The sequence below is a fragment of the Mediterranea massiliensis genome (assembly GCF_900128475.1).
Taxonomy (GTDB): domain Bacteria; phylum Bacteroidota; class Bacteroidia; order Bacteroidales; family Bacteroidaceae; genus Bacteroides; species Bacteroides massiliensis_E.
Map to the genome: position 1 here is coordinate 160,933 of NZ_LT635839.1, position 19,570 is coordinate 180,502.

At 58.1% G+C, this 19,570-nt stretch carries 14 protein-coding genes and 2 tRNA genes; 10 read left to right on the top strand and 6 right to left on the bottom strand.

The window, feature by feature from the left end:
- Window positions 1-6: 6 nt before the first annotated feature.
- Window positions 7-1,701 carry a S41 family peptidase gene (locus tag BQ7483_RS14200; RefSeq protein WP_072546337.1) on the bottom strand — a complete coding sequence of 565 codons (1,695 nt, stop codon included), beginning with the start codon at window positions 1,699-1,701 and terminating at the stop codon, window positions 7-9.
- A gap of 29 nt (window positions 1,702-1,730) precedes the next feature.
- On the bottom strand, window positions 1,731-2,714 hold the full coding sequence (locus tag BQ7483_RS14205) for an adenosine kinase (protein ID WP_072546338.1): 984 nt from the start codon (window positions 2,712-2,714) through the stop codon (window positions 1,731-1,733).
- Window positions 2,715-2,795: 81 nt separating this feature from the next.
- Between BQ7483_RS14205 and BQ7483_RS14210 the strand changes: the two genes are divergently transcribed.
- Together BQ7483_RS14210 and BQ7483_RS14215 are read left to right on the top strand one after the other, a co-directional pair.
- Window positions 2,796-2,869 (top strand) — tRNA-Asn (locus BQ7483_RS14210).
- An 18-nt stretch (window positions 2,870-2,887) separates the two neighbouring features.
- Window positions 2,888-2,961 (top strand) — tRNA-Asn (locus tag BQ7483_RS14215).
- A 234-nt stretch (window positions 2,962-3,195) separates the two neighbouring features.
- On the opposite strand, the gene BQ7483_RS14220 is transcribed toward BQ7483_RS14215, so the two are convergent.
- Together BQ7483_RS14220 and BQ7483_RS14225 are read right to left on the bottom strand one after the other, a co-directional pair.
- Entirely contained in the window at window positions 3,196-3,903 is a 708-nt protein-coding gene (locus BQ7483_RS14220) for a ComF family protein (protein ID WP_072546339.1), read from the bottom strand.
- 15 nt (window positions 3,904-3,918) lie between these two features.
- Entirely contained in the window at window positions 3,919-4,722 is an 804-nt protein-coding gene (locus tag BQ7483_RS14225; RefSeq protein WP_072546340.1) for an inositol monophosphatase family protein, read from the bottom strand.
- Window positions 4,723-4,878: 156 nt separating this feature from the next.
- Here BQ7483_RS14225 and BQ7483_RS14230 point away from each other — a divergent pair, with 156 nt between their 5' ends.
- From BQ7483_RS14230 to BQ7483_RS14250, 5 genes are all read left to right on the top strand, one after another.
- Window positions 4,879-5,406: an NUDIX domain-containing protein gene (locus BQ7483_RS14230; RefSeq protein WP_022020247.1), complete on the top strand. Its 528-nt coding sequence runs from the start codon at window positions 4,879-4,881 to the stop codon at window positions 5,404-5,406.
- Between the two features lie 112 nt (window positions 5,407-5,518).
- On the top strand, window positions 5,519-8,563 hold the full coding sequence (locus BQ7483_RS14235) for a tetratricopeptide repeat protein (RefSeq protein ID WP_072546341.1): 3,045 nt from the start codon (window positions 5,519-5,521) through the stop codon (window positions 8,561-8,563).
- A gap of 13 nt (window positions 8,564-8,576) precedes the next feature.
- Complete coding sequence (locus tag BQ7483_RS14240; protein WP_072546342.1) at window positions 8,577-10,235, top strand: TonB-dependent receptor; 1,659 nt, start codon at window positions 8,577-8,579, stop codon at window positions 10,233-10,235.
- A gap of 95 nt (window positions 10,236-10,330) precedes the next feature.
- Window positions 10,331-12,682, top strand: a complete 2,352-nt coding sequence (topA, locus tag BQ7483_RS14245; protein WP_072546343.1) for a type I DNA topoisomerase — start codon at window positions 10,331-10,333, stop codon at window positions 12,680-12,682.
- Between the two features lie 432 nt (window positions 12,683-13,114).
- Window positions 13,115-14,053, top strand: coding sequence for a hypothetical protein (locus tag BQ7483_RS14250; RefSeq protein ID WP_072546344.1), 939 nt, complete (start codon window positions 13,115-13,117; stop codon window positions 14,051-14,053).
- 75 nt (window positions 14,054-14,128) lie between these two features.
- Here BQ7483_RS14250 and argS read toward each other — a convergent pair whose 3' ends face one another.
- Both argS and BQ7483_RS14260 read right to left on the bottom strand, forming a co-directional pair.
- Window positions 14,129-15,949, bottom strand: coding sequence for an arginine--tRNA ligase (gene argS / locus BQ7483_RS14255; RefSeq protein WP_072546345.1), 1,821 nt, complete (start codon window positions 15,947-15,949; stop codon window positions 14,129-14,131).
- Window positions 15,950-16,156: 207 nt separating this feature from the next.
- Complete coding sequence (locus BQ7483_RS14260; protein ID WP_022020241.1) at window positions 16,157-16,423, bottom strand: HU family DNA-binding protein; 267 nt, start codon at window positions 16,421-16,423, stop codon at window positions 16,157-16,159.
- A gap of 520 nt (window positions 16,424-16,943) precedes the next feature.
- Here BQ7483_RS14260 and BQ7483_RS14265 point away from each other — a divergent pair.
- From BQ7483_RS14265 to BQ7483_RS14275, 3 genes are read left to right on the top strand one after another with little or no spacing between them, the layout of a single operon-like run.
- A complete protein-coding gene (locus BQ7483_RS14265) occupies window positions 16,944-17,477 on the top strand; it encodes a rhomboid family intramembrane serine protease (protein ID WP_407657231.1) in 534 nt (177 codons plus the stop codon).
- The gene (locus tag BQ7483_RS14270) at window positions 17,458-18,348 is read left to right on the top strand and encodes a rhomboid family intramembrane serine protease (RefSeq protein ID WP_072546347.1); all 891 of its coding nucleotides are present in this window, start codon (window positions 17,458-17,460) and stop codon (window positions 18,346-18,348) included. Before BQ7483_RS14265 ends, BQ7483_RS14270 begins: the two co-directional genes overlap by 20 nt.
- Window positions 18,349-18,358: 10 nt before the next feature.
- Window positions 18,359-19,456 (top strand): endonuclease/exonuclease/phosphatase family protein, encoded by a 1,098-nt coding sequence (locus tag BQ7483_RS14275; protein ID WP_022020238.1) that lies wholly within the window; start codon window positions 18,359-18,361, stop codon window positions 19,454-19,456.
- Window positions 19,457-19,570: the final 114 nt, after the last annotated feature.

A 19,570-nucleotide genomic window follows, 5' to 3' on the forward strand; every position in this document is an offset into this window, starting at 1 on the left:
ACAATCCTACTTCACTGCCACCGAGTCGGCCGCAGCCTTCGGACGGAGCAGGGCGTGATACTTGTCCGTATCGCCCAGCACCTTCAGCGCTTCCTTCAGGTCGGGGTCGTCCTTCAGCTGCTGGATGATGCTGCCTTTCTGGTAATAGTAACGCTTCAGGATCTCGATGGATATCATGTTCTTGATGTCTTTCGAGAAATAATCCAGGTCGTGGTCCAGGTTATGCTGGAGCTTCTTCTCCAAGGCCTCGAACTCGCCGGAGGCATCTTTCAGGTAGCCTTCGAACTCGGCCATCTCCTTCAGGCTCTTCAACATCTTCTCCGTCTGCTGGTCGTACTTGAAGTCGGCCTTCCGCACCATCTCCTTGAAGTCGGCATAGTCGGCATCGGTCAGCTCGAAGTGCTGCGCGTCGGCAATGGTCTTGTGCTTCAGGCAATACTGGGTGGCATAGTCGAATATCAGGTTGTCGTTCACCAGATAGAACAGGATGTTGGGCAGCTTCTCCTGCTCCACCTGCACGTCGGGCGTCACACCGCCCCCGTCGCGCACCTCGCGTCCGGCCGCCGTATGGAAGACGGTCGTCAGGCTGTCGGGGATGCGGCCCACACTGCCGTCCGCATTGCGGTGCTTGTAGTCGATGGCCTGCACGCAACGGCCGCTGGGGATGTAGTATTTGGAGGTTGTGATCTTCATCTGTCCGCCGTAGGGCAGGTCGCGGGTGGTCTGCACCAGTCCCTTGCCATAGGTACGGGTACCGACAATCACCGCCCGGTCCAGGTCCTGCAACGATCCGGCCAGGATTTCCGAGGCCGAGGCCGTCGAGCTGTTCACCAGTACGGCCAGCGGGATGTCCAGGTCGATGGGCTCGCGCAAGGTCTTGTAGGAGAGATTGGTCTGCGCGATTTTTCCCCGCGTGGTGACCAGCGTCTTGCCGCGCGGCAGGAAGTAGTTGGCAATGTCCACTGCCTCGTCCAGCAGACCGCCGCCGTTGTTGCGCAGGTCGATGACGAGCGAGGTGATGCCCTGCTTCTTCAGGTCGAGGAAGGCCTGCTTGAACTCGCGCGCCGGCTTGCCGGAGAAGGTACTGAGGTTGATGTAGCCCACGTTGTTCTCCAGCTTCGTATAATAAGGTATGATGGGCAGCTCGATGGCACGGCGCACCAGCTCGAAGTCGAGCGGTTTCTCCACGCCCGGACGCTGCACCGTCAGCTTGAAGCTGGTGCCCGCCTGTCCGCGGAGCATCTCGCTGATCTCCTGGTTGTTCTTCCCGGCCAGGTCCTGTCCGTCGATGGCCATCAGGATGTCGCCCGCCTTCAGTCCGGCCTTGGCAGCCGGCATGCCTTCGTAGGGCTCGCCGATCATGGAGCGCTTCAGCTTCGTGTTCCAGGTGATGACGGAACCGATGCCGCCATACGAGTTCTTGAGCATCTGCTCCAGCTCGCTCTGGTCGTCCTCGGGGTAATAGGCCGTATAGGGGTCGAGCGAGTAGAGCATGGCATCGATGCCCTCGCGGATGGTCTTGTCGGCATCGATGGTATCGACATAGAGCATGTCCAGCTCCTTCACAATCGAGCTGAAGATGTCGATGTTCTTGGCCAGCCGGAAGCTGCGGTCGTCACTGTTCTTGAAGCCCACGAATGCCGCGCCGGCCACCACCAGCAGCAACAGGGCTATCCAACGTACTTTACACAATCTTTTCATATCTGTATCTGTCATTCAATATTCATGGTTTATAATTTCTCTATCTCTTCCCTGACCTGCTTCCAGCGGGCGGCCGACAGTTCGGCCCCCACCACGCGGATGACTGCCGCGGAAAGGATGGACGCGATGCGCGCACACTTCTCCAGCGAACAGCCGGACACCAGTCCGTACAGGAATCCGGCGGCAAAATAGTCGCCTGCCCCCGTCGTGTCGGCCACCTTGCGCACCGCCACCGGCTCTACACAGAGCGTCTGCGTGCCCTTGCGCACCAGCGAGCCCCGTGCGCCCAGCTTGACGACGGCAATGCTGCACAGGCGCGACAACTCCGCCAGTGCTTCGTCAGGTTCCTTTCCTGTGAACGCACGGGCCTCCTCTTCGTTGGCAAAGACGATGTCCACATACTTGGTCAGCAGCAAGGTGAAGAAGTCTCGGTCTTCTTCCACTATATTATAACTGGCCATGTCCAGACAAACCTGCAGGCCGGCTTCCTTGGCCAGCTCGACGGCATGCAGAATCATGTCGTGGTCCTGCACCAGATAGCCTTCGACAAACAGGTAGGAGTATCCCTTGAACACTTCCAGCGACAGGTCTTCGGCCTTCAGCGAGGCGGCCGCCCCGAGATATGTGGCAAAGGTCCGTTCGCCGTCGTTCCGCGACACGAAGGTGGAAGCCACCCCCGTGGGCAGAGAAGGGGATACCAGCAGACAGTCGTGTATGCCTTTCCGCTTCAGGGTCCGCTTCAGGAAATCGCCGTAGGCGTCGTTGCCGATTTTACCGACAAATCCCGTACTCGCGCCCAGACTGGCCAGGGCCCCGATGGCATTGCCCGCCGAGCCTCCGGCCGCCTTGTGCGTCTTCAAGTCCTTGAAATATGCTGTAATGAGATGCAGGCGTTCTTCGTCGATGAGCGTCATGCTGCCGCGCGGAAGTCCCATCTGCTGAAGGACCTCATCGCTCTCAAAAGTAGCCAAAACATCGACCAAAGCGTTGCCTAATCCTATTATTTTGTCCATTTCGATATTTTTTTCTGCAAAGATATTGCATATTTCAAAATATCCTATTAATTTTGCACCGCATTTGAGAAAAAACAACACTCTTCGTTAGCTCAGTCGGTTAGAGCATCTGACTGTTAATCAGAGGGTCCTTGGTTCAAGTCCAAGACGAAGAGCTCCTTCAAATGCAACATTCTTCGTTAGCTCAGTCGGTTAGAGCATCTGACTGTTAATCAGAGGGTCCTTGGTTCAAGTCCAAGACGAAGAGCAGAAGTCCGCAACAGCGGACTTTTTTGTTTTTGTACGTTTCCATCCCATATAGCATGAGCCAAACTTTTCCCACTCTGCTTCATGTTATATTCCATGGCTCCCTGACGAAGCACTGCGTCACCCCCTGACGAAGCACTGCATGACACCCTGACGAAGCACTGTGTGACGACCTCATGAAGCACTGTGTCGGAAGGCAAGGAAGCACTTCGTCAGAAAGGAAGAAAGAAGCAGGTCATACCCCCGCCTTGGCCAGCGTCAGCACACTGATGCGCAGGCCCTCGACACCGGCAAAGGCATCGGCACAGGCCGTGATGGTGGAACCGGTAGTCAGCACATCGTCCACCAGCAGGATGTGCTGCCCCGCATAGTGTTCGGGGTGCTCCACCCGGAAAATGCCCGCCACGTTCTCCCACCGCTCGTAGGCCGACTTGCGGGTCTGGTTCTGCGTATGCACCACCCGCTTCACGCCCGAAGTGTCCACCGGGATGCCCGTCACCGCCGACAGTCCCCGGGCCAGGCATTCACTCTGGTTATAGCCGCGCTCCTTGCGCTTGAGCGGATGCAGCGGGATGGGGACAATGCGGTCGATACCCTCGAAGAAGCCGCTGTCCTGCAGCTCCTGGGCCATGAAACGTCCCATAATACGCCCGATGTCCTTCCGCCCGCCGTACTTGAGCAGGTGGAGCACGTGCCTGAAGTCGCTGCCCTTGTGATACAGAAAAAAGGAAGTGGCACGCTCCAGCGGTATCTTGCCCCAGAACTCCTTCTCCACCGGATTGTCGGGCAACAGATGCCAGTTCGTGCGGGGCATGTCCATGTTGCAGCGGAGGCAGATGCCCTCTTCGCCTTCCACCAGACGGGCTCCGCACACGACGCACCGCCGCGGAAACAGCAGCCGGGCCGCCGAACGGAACCAAAGGCCGATTGAATGTCTCGTCATCTCACGCCTCCCTCCTTACATGCCTGCGGGAAGCGCCTCCCGGAGTATCTCCAACAACGGACCGTGCAGGGCACCATTGGTCGCCACGATGTGATGTCCTTCCAGAAAAGACGGACTGCCATAGAAATCGGTCACCTGCCCGCCGGCCTCCTGCACCATCAGCGCCGCCGCCGAGAAATCCCAGCGGCCGATGAACGCCTCCAGCCAGGCATCGTAACGTCCGGCAGCCACATAACAGAGCGCCAGAGCCGCCGAACCGTTCATACGGATGGCCGCCACCCGGCCATACAGCCGGTGGATGAGGTGCTCGCCCGTGCGGGCATAGCGTTCGGCATCGTAAGGCAGCTCCACCACCAGGTAGGCCTCGTCGAGCGAAGGTACGTCGGAAACGTGCATCCGCACGCCGTTCACGTAGGCGCCACCGCCCTTCCAGGCATAGAAACACTCGTCGCGCACCGGCTCGTAGACCACTCCCAGCAACAGTTCGTCGCGGCTCCGCAAGGCAATGCTCACACAGTAGGGCGCCACGTCGTGGATGTAGTTCGTGGTGCCGTCCAGCGGGTCGACCACCCAGCTATACCGTTCACCCTGCCAGCCGGCCGAGCCTTCCTCGGTGATGAACCCCGCCTCCGGCAACAGCTGCCTCAACGCTTCCACCACCCGCCGCTCCGACTCGCGGTCGACGTAGGACACATAGTCGTGGGCACGCTTGGCCTGCACGGCGTCCCGGCTGAAATTCTTCCGTTCTTCCTTCAAAAAATGTCCGGCTTCGCGTGCCACCCGGCACACGTCCGCGACCAATGATTCCATGTTTTCCATGTTTCCATACCTCCTTCCGGCGGATACATTCCGTCCTGTTCTGCTAAAAAACAATCAAAAGTACGGGTTTCGCTTACATTTACCAAAGAAAATGGAAGAAGATTTTGCGAATTGTTTACCTTTGTGTCCGATATGGAACTTAAAGACTGATATTCAATGGCAGATCATCCCCTTTCCCAATTCAAGTATTGCCCCAAGTGCGGCTCTCCCCGCTTCGGGATACACAACGAAAAGTCCAAACAATGTGCCGACTGCGGGTTTGTCTACTATTTCAATCCCTCCTCGGCCACGGTAGCCTTCATCGTCAACAGCCGGGACGAGCTGCTGGTGTGCCGCCGGGCCAAAGAACCCGCCAAAGGTACGCTCGACCTGCCCGGAGGCTTCGTCGACCTGTACGAAACGGGGGAAGAGGGAGTGGCCCGCGAGGTGCGGGAAGAGACGGGGCTCCACGTCGTACGCACGCACTACCTCTTCTCCCTGCCCAACCTCTACGTGTACTCCGGCTTCACGGTCCATACGCTCGACATGTTCTTCCGCTGCGAGGTCGAGGACACGCTCCACTACACCGCCATGGACGACGCCGCCGACCTCTTCTTCGTGCCGCTGAAGGACATCCGTCCCGAGGAATTCGGGCTCGGCTCCATCCGCCGCGGCCTGCAGATTTTCCTGGAAAACAGGCCATGAGATACTAAAAAAGCTCAACGAAGCCAACATTTGACGGGCAAAAAACGTACTTTTGTATAAGAAGGCCCCGCAACAGGGGCCCTGATATATTAACTTCTATTTGTGAGAGACAATGAAACACCGCTTTTCACGCATATTATGCACAGCCCTCTGCTGCGCCCCGCTGCTGGCCGCGGCGCAGACACACGGGCAAGGCACTACGCCGCAACAACTCTTCCGTGAAGGGAAGAACCTGTTCGAGCAGCGGGCCTACTCCGCCGCCATCGCCCCCCTGCAGTCCTACATCCGCCTGACCGATGCCGACCGCAACCTGGCCCCCCAGGCCGGCGACCGCCAGGAAGCCGAATACATGCTGGTGTGCGCCGCCTACGAGACGCGCGACCCCCGGAGCAACGAGCTGCTGCTGGCCTTCCTGGAAGAACATCCCGACACGCCCCATGCCAACCGCATCTCCGCCCTCGTGGCTTCCAACTACTTCTTCCGGCAGGACTACGACAACGCCCTGGCCATGTTCAACTCCGCCGACCTGGAAAAGCTGGCCAATGACGAGCGCGACGACATGACCTACCGCAAGGCCACCTGCTACCTGAAGACGGGCAATGTGCAGGAAGCCGCCATCTGGTTCGAAACCCTGCGCAGCACCAGCCCGCGCTACGAAGCCGACTGCACCTACTACCTGGCCTACATCCGCTACACGCAGGGACGCTACGACGAGGCTCTGAAAGGCTTCCTCGCCTCACAGGGCAACGCCAAATACGAAACGCTGGCCCCCTACTACATCGCCGAGATCTACCTGCTGAAGCAGCAGTACGACAAGGCCGAGATTGTAGCGCAGAACTACCTGTCGGCCCATCCCGATGCCCCCTACGCAGCCGAGATGCACCGCATCGAAGGTTCCGCCGACTACTACACGGGCCGCTACCAGAAGGCCATGGACAGCTTCGCAGCCTATACGGGCAGCCTCCGCGACGAGAAGCCCCGGCGCGACGCCCAGTACATGTACGGCCTGTCGTGCTACCACTGCGGAGTCTATAGCCGCGTGCCCGAACTGCTGGGCGACGTCACCACGACCGACGACGCCCTGTCGCAGAACGCCTGGCTGCACATGGGTATGGCCTACCTGAAGATGGCCGACAAGAACAAGGCCCGCATGGCCTTCGAACAGGCCGCCGCCTCCAGCGCCGATGCCGCCGTCCGGGAACAGGCCGCCTACAACTACGCCCTGTGCATCCACGAGACGTCCTACTCCGCCTTCGGCGAATCGGTCACCGTGTTCGAGAAGTTCCTCAACGACTACCCCCACTCGCAATACGCCGACCGCGTGAGCGACTATCTGGTGGAGGTCTACATGGAAACCCGCAGCTACGATGCCGCCCTGAAGTCCATCAACCGCATCCAGTCGCCCACACCGGCCATCCAGAAGGCCAAGGTACGCATCCTGTTCCAGCTGGGCACGCAGGCCTTTGCCAACGCCGACTTCCCGACGGCCATCGACTACTTCAGCCAATCGCTCCAGTACAGCACCCGCTTCGGGCGCGAACTGCAGCAGGAGCAGGGCGAGGCAGCCTACTGGCGCGGCGAGTCCTACTACCGCCTGGGCCGCATGCGGCAGGCGGCCGACGACTTCAACCGCTACCTGAAGTCATCGCCCGACCGCAGCAGCGAGATGTATGCGCTGGCCTACTACAACCTGGGCTACATCGCCTTCCACCAGAAAGACTATACCACCGCCGAGAGCCGCTTCGGCAGCTACATCCAGCTGGAGAAAGGTGAGAACCCCGCCGCCCTGGCCGACGCCTGCAACCGCCTGGGCGACTGCTGCCTCCATGCACGCCGCTTTGACGAAGCCAACCGCTACTACTCACGCGCCGAAAGCATGGGCACCGCCTCGGGCGACTATTCCTATTATCAGATGGCCCTGGTGGCCGGCCTGCAGAAGAACTACAGCATCAAGGTAGACCTGCTCAACCGCCTGGCACAGAAGTACCCCAACTCGCCCTATGCCGTCAACGGCCTCTACGAGAAGGGACGCTCGTATGTGCAGAATCAGGAGACCGCCAACGCCATCGCCACCTTCAGCGAACTGCTGTCCAAGTATCCCGACAGCCCGGTAGCCCGCAAGGCAGCTGCCGAAATCGGCCTGCTCTACTACCAGAGCGAAGACTACAACCGCGCCATCGAGGCCTACAAGCACGTCATCACCCGCTATCCCGGCAGTGAGGAAGCCCGCCTGGCCATGCGCGACCTGAAGTCCATCTACGTCGACGCCAACCGCGTGGACGAGTTTGCCGCCCTGGCCGCCCAGATGCCCGGACAAATCCGCTTCGAAGCCAGCGAACAGGACTCGCTGACCTACATCGCCGCCGAGAAGGTCTACATGAAAGGCGACATCCAGCCGGCCAAGACCAGCTTCGAACGCTACCTGCAGAGCTATCCCGAAGGCGCCTTCCGCCTGAATGCCCACTACTACCTGTGCCTCATCGGCAAGGAACAGAAAGACGACGAGGCCGTGCTGCTCCATGCGGGCAAGCTGCTGGAATATCCCGACAGCCCCTATGCCGAAGAAGCCCTGCCCATGCACGCCGAAATCCTCTTCAACCGTCAGCAGTACGACCAGGCCCTGGCCGACTACAAGCTGCTGCAGGCCCGTGCCACCAACGACAGCCGCCGCCAGCTGGGCGCCACCGGCGTACTGCGCTGCGCCGTGCTGCTGAAGGACGACGTGGAGACCATCCACGCCGCCACCGCCCTGCTCGACGAGGCCAAGTTGTCGCCCGAGCTGAAGAACGAAGCCCTCTACTACCGGGCCAAGGCCTACCTCAACCAGAAAGCCTGGCAGAAGGCCGTGGCCGACCTGAAGCCCCTGTCCGAAGACACCCGTACCCTTTACGGCGCCGAGGCCAAATACCTGCTGGCCCAGCACCTCTACGACAGCGGCGACTATGCGGCGGCCGAGAAGGAAGTGCTCCAGTTCATCGAGCAGAGTACCCCGCACGCCTACTGGCTGGCCCGCAGCTTCGTCCTCCTGTCCGACGTCTATGTGGCGATGGACAAGAAGCTCGACGCCCGCCAGTACCTCCTCAGCCTGCAGCAGAACTACCAGGCCGACGACGACATTGCCGGTATGATTGAAGAACGATTGGAAAAACTGAAATAAACCCCTTGGAAAGATGAAAGCAATACAATATCTCTTGGGAGGCATGTGCCTGGCCGCCCTGCCCGTAGCCCTGCAGGCACAGGAACAGAAGAAGGACACGACCCTGACCCGCACCGTGGTGGTGGAGCAGGAATACAACCCCGACATCCTGGATGCGGCGAAGGTCAACGTGCTGCCCCGCGTCGAACCGCCCACGGTCAGCAAGAAAGCCGTGGCCTACGACGAAAAGCTGACACCCGCCACCCGCATCCCTGCCGGCCTCATGCAGCCCTATACCGGGCGGGAAACCCTGTCCAAGACACCCGCCGGCTATGCACGCCTGGGCTATGGCAACAACAATAACCTGGACCTGCAAGCCGCCTACCAGTTCACCCTGACGGACAACGACCGCCTGAACCTGCACCTGGGCATGGACGGCATGAACGGCAAGCTCGACAGGGGCGAAGGGCTGGAGAAGTGGAAGTCGCGCTACTACCGCACCCGTGCGGGCGTGGACTACCAGCACCGCTTCCGCAACCTGGACTTCGACCTGGGCGGACACTTCGGACTGAGCAACTTCAACTTCATGCCCGGATGGGAGGACAGCAAACAGAAGTTCACCGCCGGCGACGTGCACCTCGGCCTCCGGAACCGCAACAAGGACCTCGTGCTGGACTATGCCCTGGAGACCAACCTGCTGCTCTACCAGCGCCAGCACGACCCCGTGGCCGCCGATGCCGGCGAGAACCTGGTACGCACCAAGGCCGAAGTGAGCGGCGACATCTCCGACGAGCAGCTCATCCGCATCGGCTTCTACATGGACAATGCCTTCTACCGGAAAGCCCAATTCGACAACTGTACATCCGTCGGACTGAACCCGGCCTACCGCTTCCACAACGACGACTGGCAGCTGACGCTGGGCGCACACGTCGACATGGCCTTCGGCTTCGGCAAGCAGTTCCGCGCCGCCCCCGACGTGCAGGTGCAGTACAACTTCTCGGACAGCTACCTGCTCTACGCCCAGGCCACCGGCGGCAAGCGGCAGAATGATTTCCGCCAGCTGGAAAGCTACAACCCCTACGGACAGCTCTTCAACCAGCTCGACGCCACCTACGAACAGCTGAACGCCGCCATCGGCTTCAAGGCCAGCCCTGCCGACGAGCTTTGGTTCCACGTGTATGGTGGGTATCAGGACCTGAAGGGGGACCTCTTCATCGCGCCCGACATCATCACAGGAGGCACTTCCCCGCTGTCGCGCCTGATTCTCGGCCAGGCCGATGCCCGCAATGTCTACGTGGGCGGTACAGTGGACTACGACTACAAGCAGCTGTTCGGCTTCCATGCCTCGGCCATCTACCGCAACTGGAGCACCCCGACCGAAGAAAACGCCGCCTATGCCGAAAGCACGATACTGGGCTTCAAACCCGCCCTCGAAACCGATGCACGGATAGACGTACAGCCTCTGTCGGCCCTGCGCTTCTCGCTGGGCTACCGCCACATCGGACGCACGAAGGTGGAAGGCGAACGTGCCGACGCCGTCAGCGACCTCTACGTGTCGGCCCACTACGAGCTGTTCCGCAACATCCTGGTGTATGCCCGCCTCAACAATCTGCTGAACAAGAATTACCAATATTACGAAGGCTGTCCCACCCAAGGGTTCAACTTCCTGGGAGGCGTCAGTTTCCGTTTTTAGTTTTTTTTCTTATATTAATTGAAGGTGGAGAAATTGTTTTTTCCTACTTTTGCGGGCAAAATCCGCGGGGCATGTCCGCAACAAAGCAAGAACTTATGCAGAAGAATTTAGTCATAGTCGAGTCACCGGCCAAAGCCAAGACCATCGAGAAGTTCCTGGGGAAGGACTACGAAGTGCTCTCCAGCTACGGTCACATCCGGGACTTACGGAAAAAAGATTTCAGCATCGACATCAACAACCACTTCGAGCCGCAATACGAAATTCCGGCAGACAAGAAGAAGCTCGTCGCCCACCTGAAGGAAGAAGCGGCCAAAGCCGAAACCGTCTGGCTCGCATCCGATGAGGACCGCGAGGGAGAGGCCATCGCCTGGCACCTGTACGAGGTGCTGGGACTGAAGCCTGAACACACGCGGCGCATCGTCTTCCACGAAATCACCAAGAACGCTATCCTGCGCGCCATCGAGCATCCGCGCCAGATCGACCTGAACCTGGTGGACGCCCAGCAGGCACGCCGCATCCTGGACCGCATCGTGGGCTTTGAGCTGTCACCCGTGCTGTGGCGCAAGGTGAAGCCCGCCCTCTCGGCCGGCCGCGTACAGTCGGTGGCCGTACGCCTCATCGCCGAGCGCGAACGCGAGATACAGGCCTTCCACAGCGAAGCGGCCTACCGCGTGACAGCCGTCTTCCCCGTACCCGACGCCAACGGCAAGCCGGTGGAGATGAAGGCCGAACTGGAGCACCGCTTCAAGACCAAGGAAGAGGCACGCCGCTTCCTGGAAAGCTGCAAGGACGCCACCTTCACCATCCGCGACGTCGCCACGCGCCCGCTGAAGAAAAGCCCCGCCGCCCCCTTCACCACCTCGACCCTCCAGCAGGAGGCCGCCCGCAAGCTGGGCTTCTCCGTGGCACAGACGATGATGGTGGCACAGAGCCTCTACGAATCGGGACACATCACCTACATGCGTACCGACTCGGTGAACCTCTCCGAACTGGCCATCAACGCCGCCCGCGAGACCATCACCGCCAAGATGGGTGAACGCTACCTGCACTCGCGCCACTTCACCACCAAGACCAAGGGTGCACAGGAGGCTCACGAAGCCATCCGCCCCACCTACATGGAGCACGTCAAGATAGAGGCCACCGCCCAGGAACGCCGCCTCTACGACCTGATATGGAAACGCACGCTGGCCTCGCAGATGGCCGAAGCCGAACTGGAAAAGACGACGGTGACCATCGGCCTTAGCAACACCGGCGAAGAATTTACCGCCGTGGGCGAAGTCGTGAAGTTTGACGGCTTCCTGCGCGTGTACCGCGAGTCGCACGACGACGAGGCCGAAGGCGATGACGTGGCCGGACTGCTGCCCCCGCTCACGCAGGGACAGACGCTGGACTACAGCAACGTGACCGCCACCGAACGCTTCACCCTCCAGCCGCCCCGCTACACCGAAGCCAGCCTGGTGCGCAAGCTCGAGGAACTGGGCATCGGCCGTCCGTCTACCTACGCGCCCACCATCTCCACCATCCAGCAGCGCGAATACGTGGTCAAGGGCGAGAAGCCGGGCAAGGAGCGCAAGTACGACGTACTGACACTGGAAAAAGGAAAAGACATCACCGAAGATACCCGCACGGAACTGACCGGTGCCGAGAAGTCCAAACTACTGCCGACCGACATCGGCATGGTGGTGAACGACTTCCTCACCGAGTACTTCCCCGACATCCTCGACTACAACTTCACGGCCACCGTCGAGAAGCAGTTTGACGAGATTGCCGAAGGCGAGACGAAGTGGACCACCGTGCTCGACCGCTTCTACCGCAAGTTCCACCCGTCAGTCGAGAAGACTCTCGCCGCCAAGAACGAGCACAAGGCCGGCGAACGTCTGCTGGGCACTGACCCCGCCAGCGGCAAGCCCGTATCGGTGAAGATCGGCCGTTTCGGCCCCGTGGTGCAGATAGGCAGCGCCGACGACGGCGAGAAGCCCCGCTTCTCCCGCCTGGAGAAAGGCATGTCCATCGAGACCATCACGCTGGACGAAGCCCTGAAGCTCTTCCGCCTGCCCCGCACGCTGGGCGAATACGAAGGAGCTGAAATCAAGGTGAGCAGCGGCCGCTACGGTCCCTACGCCCAGTGGAAGACGATATTCGCCTCCCTGCCCCAAGGCACCGACCCGCTGACCGTGACCCTCGACGAAGCCGTGACCCTCATCAAGGAAAAGCAGGAAGCCGAAGCCAAGCGCCACATCAAGAAGTTTGCCGAAGAGCCCGATCTCGAAATCATGAACGGCCGCTACGGCCCCTACATCGCCTACAAGGGCAGCAACTACAAGATACCCGAAGGCATCACGCCCCAGGACCTCAACCTGCAGGCCTGCATGGACCTCATCAAGCTGCAGAGCGACCCCGACAGGCCCAAGGCACGCCGCGGCAAGACCACCCGCAAGAAGGCGTAAAGCCGACAGCCCTATAAAATACGGACGGCGCGGAAGAAGAAGGAAGGGACACCGTTCCCTACACATCTCTTCTGCGCCGTCCGTATTTTTTGTTCCGTTTGCCCAGCCTAAAGCAAGCGTTTGCCCAGCTTGAACGAACGGTTTATCCAGCTTAAACGGACCGTTTGCCCAGCTTAAACGGAACCTTTAGGCTGGGCAAAGGAAGAGGCCCCTACAGCCTCCGTCCTTCCCTCCCAAAGAAAGCAATGTTTTTCCCAAAAAGAAAGAATGTTTTGCACCAGAGAAAGCAATGTTTTACAGGAAAACAATGCCGAAAACTGGAAAAGGAAAAGTCGGCAAAATCATGCCGACAAGGAACATAAAGCACACCAAGACCTTGCAGGTTTCCTCTTTTCTCCATACATTTGTAAAAAAGAAAAAAAACATTCTGCCATGAAACAATCCATACACATCTTGCTCCTGTTGGGCGTTCTTGCCTTTTGCCCCCGCACGGCCACGGCACAAGAACAAAGGAATGCAGCCACAATCGACTCGCTGCTCAAAGTGGTTCTGCACAACGACCAGAAAGTGAGACACAATTACAATCAAAGCCATGACCCGAAAGAAAAGGAGGCCTATTTGCGCCAATGGGACCGAACCGACTCCATCAACCAGTCGATAGTCCTGCCCATCGTCGACTCCATCATCAACGGCCGGCTTGAAGGCCTGTCGGACAACAGTTGGAGAGCCTGTTTCATGGTGCTGCAACATGCCGATTCCCCCACTCAACTCAAATACCTGCCGTTCGTAACCGAATACTACCGCAAGGGCCATATCCTGAACTACGAATATCTGATTTATGTGGATAGAATCCACGCCAACCAACGAAAGGCGCAACCCTTCGGCAGCCAAAGCGCCGAGTTCACCAACGGAAAACGCATCTTTCTCCCCATGCTTCCCAAAGCCAAGCGTGACTCCTTGCTACAAACACTCGGCATTGCTCCCGAGAACGTACAAATCAGAAACGGGGAATTCACGTTTACCTCCACCATAACAGATGCATCCCTCTCCGCCCTCTCTGCTTTCCAAAGCCAACCTACGGACACCTGTACAACCCGGCAAGAGGTCAGCTGGCTCGAACTGGAAGACAATGAAAAAGGCTTCATCCTGATGGTCAAAACCAGCCCTTCCCATCCCGAAACGGGAAACATCAAGATCTATGCCAACCGGCAATACAGAGGAACAACGGACAAGGACGGCCTCCTCATGTTCAAGGCCAACAAAAAGGAAAACATCCGGACCCTGCGACTGGTATCTTCCGACGGGAAGGAATGGACACATACGCTGAAACCCTTCTCCCAAGAACAAGACTATATCATAGAAGGTATCTGACAGAAACAATAAAAAAGGAGCGCACCCACACGATGCGCTCCCCTGCTGAAAACTATATCAAATAAGCACTACGGCTTACATACGTTCGGGAACTTCGATGCCCAGCAGGCCCATGCCCAGACGGACTACCTTGCCAACCTCGCGCGACAGGGCGAGACGGAACACCTTGACGCCGGCATTTTCCTCGCGCAGGATGCTGTAGTCGTGGTAGAACTGGTTGTATTCCTTCACCAGGTCGTAGCAGTAGTTGGCAATGACGGAGGGACTGTAGTCCTCGCCCGCCTGCTTCACCACGCCGGCAAAGTCGGCCAGCATCTGGATCAGGCCTTCTTCCTTTGTGCTCAGTTCGATGCCCGGATGGAGCTGCTCGGGGATGACGATGCCTGCCTCGGCCGCCTTGCGCAAAACGGACTGGATGCGGGCGTAGGTATATTGGATGAAAGGACCGGTGTTGCCGTTGAAGTCAATGGATTCCTTGGGGTTGAACGTCATGTTCTTGCGGGCATCCACCTTCAGGATGAAGTACTTCAGCGCGCCCAGGCCCACGATGCGGGCGATGTCGTCGGCCTCGGCCTGCGTCAGGCCGTCCAGCTTGCCCAGCTCGCCGCTGGTTTCCTTGGCAGTGTTGATCATCTCTTCCATCAGGTCGTCGGCATCGACTACCGTACCCTCGCGGCTCTTCATCTTGCCTTCGGGCAGTTCCACCATACCGTAGGAGAAGTGTACCAAGCTCTTGCCCCACTCAAAGCCCAGACGATCGAGGAGGATGGACAGCACCTGGAAGTGATAGTTCTGCTCGTTACCCACCACGTAAATCATCTTGTCGATGGGATAGTCGGAGAAACGCTGTTCAGCCGTACCGATGTCCTGCGTCATATAAACAGACGTACCGTCGGCACGGAGCAGCAGCTTGTGGTCGAGGCCTTCGCCCGTGAGGTCGGCCCACACGGAACCGTCTTCCTTGCGGTAGAAGAGGCCCTTCTCCAGTCCTTCGAGCACCTTCTTCTTGCCTTCCAGATAGGTGTTCGATTCGTAGTATATCTTGTCGAAGGTTACGCCCATCATCTTGTATGTCTCGTCGAAACCGGCATATACCCAGTCGTTCATCTTCTTCCACAGGGCACGCACTTCGGGGTCGCCTGCCTCCCACTTCACGAGCATCTCGCGGGCTTCCTTCATCAGGGGCGATTCGGCTTCGGCCTTGGCCTTGGCCTCTTCCTCGTTCATGCCTTCGGCCATGTACTTGGCCATCAGCTCCTTTACCTCGGCCTTGAAGTGTTTGTCGAAAGCCACGTAATAGTCGCCGATGAGGTGGTCGCCCTTCTTGCCGCTCGACTCGGGCGTCTCGCCGTTGCCATACTTCAGCCAGGCCAGCATGGACTTGCAGATGTGGATGCCGCGGTCGTTCACGATGTTGGTCTTCACCACGCGGTTGCCGTTGGCGGCGATGATGTTGGCCAGGGCGTTGCCCAGCAGGTTGTTGCGCACATGTCCCAGGTGGAGAGGCTTGTTGGTGTTGGGCGACGAATACTCGATCATCACCAGCGGCGACTGGTCCGTAGCCTCGGTCAGTCCGTAATGCGGGTTGGCCTGGATGTCGTTGAGCAGTTCGATCCACGCCGACGAAGCGATGGTGAGGTTCAGGAAGCCCTTGATGACGTTGAACTTAGCCACGAGCGAAGGCTCATGGGGCAGCAGGTATTCGCCGATTTCCTGCGCCGTCTGCTCGGGTCCCTTCTTCGACATGCGGAGGAAGGGGAATACGACCAGCGTCAGATGTCCTTCAAATTCTTTCTTGGTTTTCTGCAACTGCACCTGTGCGGCAGGCACGTCCTGTCCGTAGAGTGCTTTCAGTCCGCTGACGACGGACGCTACCAGTTTTTCTTGTATATCCATAGTTTCTAATTATTTCCTGCTGCAAAGATAGTGCAAACCGAGAGAAGCACAAAGCGGAAAACAAAGTTTTCAGACTTTCGGTTCCGTGGTGCAGCCCCACAAAACGAATACGGGTTACAGGACTCCTTGCAGAAAAGATGCTGCAAACAGACCTGTAGCCCGTATTTTCCTCAACAACGATTTCCGGCCGGAGCCGTCCTTCACCGGTTACTCGAACCACAGCTCGGTACTCGGCTTGAACTTGACAACCTTGCGGGCCGGAATCTCAATGGTTTCCTTGGTCGCCGGATTGATACCTGTACGCGCCGCCCTTTCGGCCACCGACAATGTACCAAATCCTACCAAAGTCACCTTTTCACCTTTTTTCAACGCATCCATCACTACATCCAGGAATGCGTTCAAAGCCTTCGTTGCGTCTGCCTTCGTCATATCGGCTCCGGCAGCCATGGCACTAATCAATTCAGCTTTATTCATACCTTTTACTTACTAAGTTTACAGTTATTGCCCAACTGACAGAACAGGTCTATTAGTGCATGGCCCATTCCAAGGCATTTATCTCTAAAAATCTACATGCGCAAAAATATGGCAATTATTCTAATTATCAAATAAAGTGAAAAGAAAAATATTACCAAACCATAAAAAAGGACCAGCCGAAGGATTTTTCCCGCCGCATCCGGCCATTTATCCGTATTTCTGAACAAAAAAGGAAGCGGACGGCACAAAACTCCGTTTTCATTTGCCTATGCGCTCACCTTTCACTACATTTGCGACCAAATGCATCAAACAATCTGATATGAACAATATTCCGACAGTTACTAAAAACCTGCTGATAATCAACGTGCTGATGTTTCTGGCCACCCTCGTGGCACAGAATCGCGGCATCGACCTGGGCAACTACCTGGGACTGCACTTCATACTTTCCGACCGCTTCAACGCCGCCCAGCTCATCACCTACATGTTCATGCACGCCGGTTTCACCCACGTGTTCTTCAACATGTTTGCCGTCTGGATGTTCGGACGCATCCTGGAGCAGGTGTGGGGTCCCAAGCGCTTCTTGACCTATTACCTGATCTGCGGCATCGGTGCCGGACTGATACAGGAAGGCGTAACGGCCGTCCGCTACCTGACACTGGAGTCGGGCATGAGTCCGGAAGCCATCCAGGCCGTCATCGACCAAGGCTCCAAAGCCCTGCAATCGAACATGAACTTCGTGGATCCGGCGATGGCCAGTCTGAACCTGGTACTGAACTCGTCCACCGTGGGAGCTTCGGGAGCCGTATATGCCATCCTGCTGGGCTTCGGCATGCTGTTCCCCAACCAGCAGATGTTCATCTTCCCCCTGCCGGTACCCATCAAGGCCAAGTATTTCGTCATGGGCTACGCCCTGATTGAGCTCTATTCGGGCCTGGCCAACAGTGCCGGCGACAACGTGGCCCACTTTGCCCACCTGGGCGGCATGATTTTCGGATTCATCCTGATAATGTACTGGAGAAAAAAGAACAGAGGAAATGGCTACTATTATAACTGATCTGAAAGACAAATACCGCAAAGGCAACATTTGCCTGCAACTGATATATATCAATGTGGCCGTCTTCCTATTGGTGACGGTCTGCGGAGTCATCCTGCAATTGTTCAATCTCACGCCGGCCGGATGGCTCAGTTGGCTGGAACTGCCGGCCTCCTTCAGCCGTTTTGTTGTACAGCCGTGGACATTGCTGACGTACATGTTCATGCACTCCGGGCTGATGCACATCCTGTTCAACATGCTCTGGCTCTACTGGTTCGGGACAATGTTCCTGCAATTCTTCTCGGCCAAGCACCTGCGCGGTGTCTACCTGCTGGGAGGCATCTGCGGCGGCCTGCTCTACATGGTGGCCTACAACGTCTTCCCCTACTTCCAGTACATGATCGAGGGCTCTTTCCTGCTGGGTGCCTCGGCCTCGGCGCTGGCCATCGTAGCCGCCACCGCCTATCGGGAACCCAACTACCCGATACGCCTCTTCCTGTTCGGTACCCTGCGGCTGAAGTATCTGGCACTGGTCGTCATCGGCCTGGACCTACTCTTCCTGACTTCCAGCAATGCCGGCGGACACATCTCCCACCTGGGCGGCGCGCTGGCCGGCCTGTGGTTTGCCGCCGCGCTGAGCAAGGGCAGAGACATCACAGCCTGGATCAACCGCGTCATCGATGCCGTGGCCGGCCTCTTCAGTCCCCGTCCGCGCAAGCCCAAGATGAAAGTAAGCTATGGCGGCAACCGCCAAAAGGACTACGAATACAACGCCCGCAAGAAAAGCCAGTCGGACGAGATAGACCGCATCCTGGACAAGCTGAAGCAGTCGGGCTACGAAAGCCTGACCGCCGAGGAGAAGAAAACGCTGTTCGACGCCAGCAAACGATAAGACCCGCCCCATGAAACTCCTCCGAAACGTCGCAGCATTCACCGTAGGGGCCATCAACGCCGTCTTTACCGCCCTCTTCCTGCTCACAGCCTACAGCCCCTACATACAGCCGGTAGAGCATCCCCTGCGTTCGTGCCTGGGCCTGGCCTTCCCCATCTTCCTGTTCGTCAACGTGGGCTTCCTGTTTTTCTGGCTGATCGTACAACGCTACAAGTTCGCCCTGCTGCCCTTGGCCGGCATCCTGCTGGCCTATCCGCAGGTGCGCACCTACCTGCCCTTCAACTTCCACACCGACCAGGTGCCCGAAGGCAGTCTGAAGATACTCTCGTACAACGTCATGGGCTTCGACGGCTGCGTCAAGGAAGACGGGAAGAACCCCATCCTCACCTACCTACAGGAGAGCGGGGCCGACATCCTCTGCCTGCAGGAATATGCCACGTCGGAGTCGTCCCGACACCTGTCGCAACGCGACATCGAGCGGGGGCTGAAGGCCTATCCCTACCACCGCATCGACAAGTTGGGCAGCGCCCAGTCCAACCGCATGGCCGTCTACTCCAAGTTTCCCATCCTTTCCGCCCGCAAGCTGGACTACAAGAGCAGCTACAACGGCTCGGTGGCCTACGAACTGAAAATCGGGCAGGACACCCTGACCCTCATCAACAACCACCTGGAGTCCAACAAACTGACCAAGGAAGACAAGGTGGTCTATGAGAGCATGCTGTCCGCACCCGAGCGCGACAAGGTGAAGAGCGGGGCACGCCTGCTGCTGGGCAAGCTGGCCGAAGCCTCGGCCATCCGCGCCCCGCAAGCCGACGCCATTGCCCAAGCCGTACGCGAAACGGCCCACCCCTACATCATCGTCTGCGGCGACTTCAACGACACCCCCATCTCGTATGCCCACCGCGTTGCCGCCCAAGAGCTGGACGATGCCTTCACCCAGTCGGGACAAGGCTTCGGCATCTCGTACAACCAGAACCGGTTCTATTTCCGCATCGACCACATCCTGGTCAGCCGGAACATGAAAACATACAACTGCACCGTGGACAAAACAATCAAAGATTCTGACCACTACCCCGTCTGGTGTTACGTCACGATGCAGGGGAAATAAACGGACGATAGGCAACCGATTTCAAAAAAATAATGCCATAAAGTAATATATTGTGAAAAAAGAACTATATTTGCAGCCTTGTAAATGCGTAGAAATTAATTAATAAAGTAATCA

Excerpts from the sequence above, each read along its gene's own strand:
- BQ7483_RS14200 (WP_072546337.1), bottom strand. The coding sequence starts at position 1,701 with ATGAAAAGATTGTGTAAAGTACGTTGGATAGCCCTGTTGCTGCTGGTG.
- BQ7483_RS14205 (WP_072546338.1), bottom strand. The coding sequence starts at position 2,714 with ATGGACAAAATAATAGGATTAGGCAACGCTTTGGTCGATGTTTTGGCT.
- BQ7483_RS14220 (WP_072546339.1), bottom strand. The coding sequence starts at position 3,903 with ATGACGAGACATTCAATCGGCCTTTGGTTCCGTTCGGCGGCCCGGCTG.
- BQ7483_RS14225 (WP_072546340.1), bottom strand. The coding sequence starts at position 4,722 with ATGGAAAACATGGAATCATTGGTCGCGGACGTGTGCCGGGTGGCACGC.
- BQ7483_RS14230 (WP_022020247.1), top strand. The coding sequence starts at position 4,879 with ATGGCAGATCATCCCCTTTCCCAATTCAAGTATTGCCCCAAGTGCGGC.
- BQ7483_RS14235 (WP_072546341.1), top strand. The coding sequence starts at position 5,519 with ATGAAACACCGCTTTTCACGCATATTATGCACAGCCCTCTGCTGCGCC.
- BQ7483_RS14240 (WP_072546342.1), top strand. The coding sequence starts at position 8,577 with ATGAAAGCAATACAATATCTCTTGGGAGGCATGTGCCTGGCCGCCCTG.
- topA (WP_072546343.1), top strand. The coding sequence starts at position 10,331 with ATGCAGAAGAATTTAGTCATAGTCGAGTCACCGGCCAAAGCCAAGACC.
- BQ7483_RS14250 (WP_072546344.1), top strand. The coding sequence starts at position 13,115 with ATGAAACAATCCATACACATCTTGCTCCTGTTGGGCGTTCTTGCCTTT.
- argS (WP_072546345.1), bottom strand. The coding sequence starts at position 15,949 with ATGGATATACAAGAAAAACTGGTAGCGTCCGTCGTCAGCGGACTGAAA.
- BQ7483_RS14260 (WP_022020241.1), bottom strand. The coding sequence starts at position 16,423 with ATGAATAAAGCTGAATTGATTAGTGCCATGGCTGCCGGAGCCGATATG.
- BQ7483_RS14265 (WP_407657231.1), top strand. The coding sequence starts at position 16,944 with ATGTTTGCCGTCTGGATGTTCGGACGCATCCTGGAGCAGGTGTGGGGT.
- BQ7483_RS14270 (WP_072546347.1), top strand. The coding sequence starts at position 17,458 with ATGGCTACTATTATAACTGATCTGAAAGACAAATACCGCAAAGGCAAC.
- BQ7483_RS14275 (WP_022020238.1), top strand. The coding sequence starts at position 18,359 with ATGAAACTCCTCCGAAACGTCGCAGCATTCACCGTAGGGGCCATCAAC.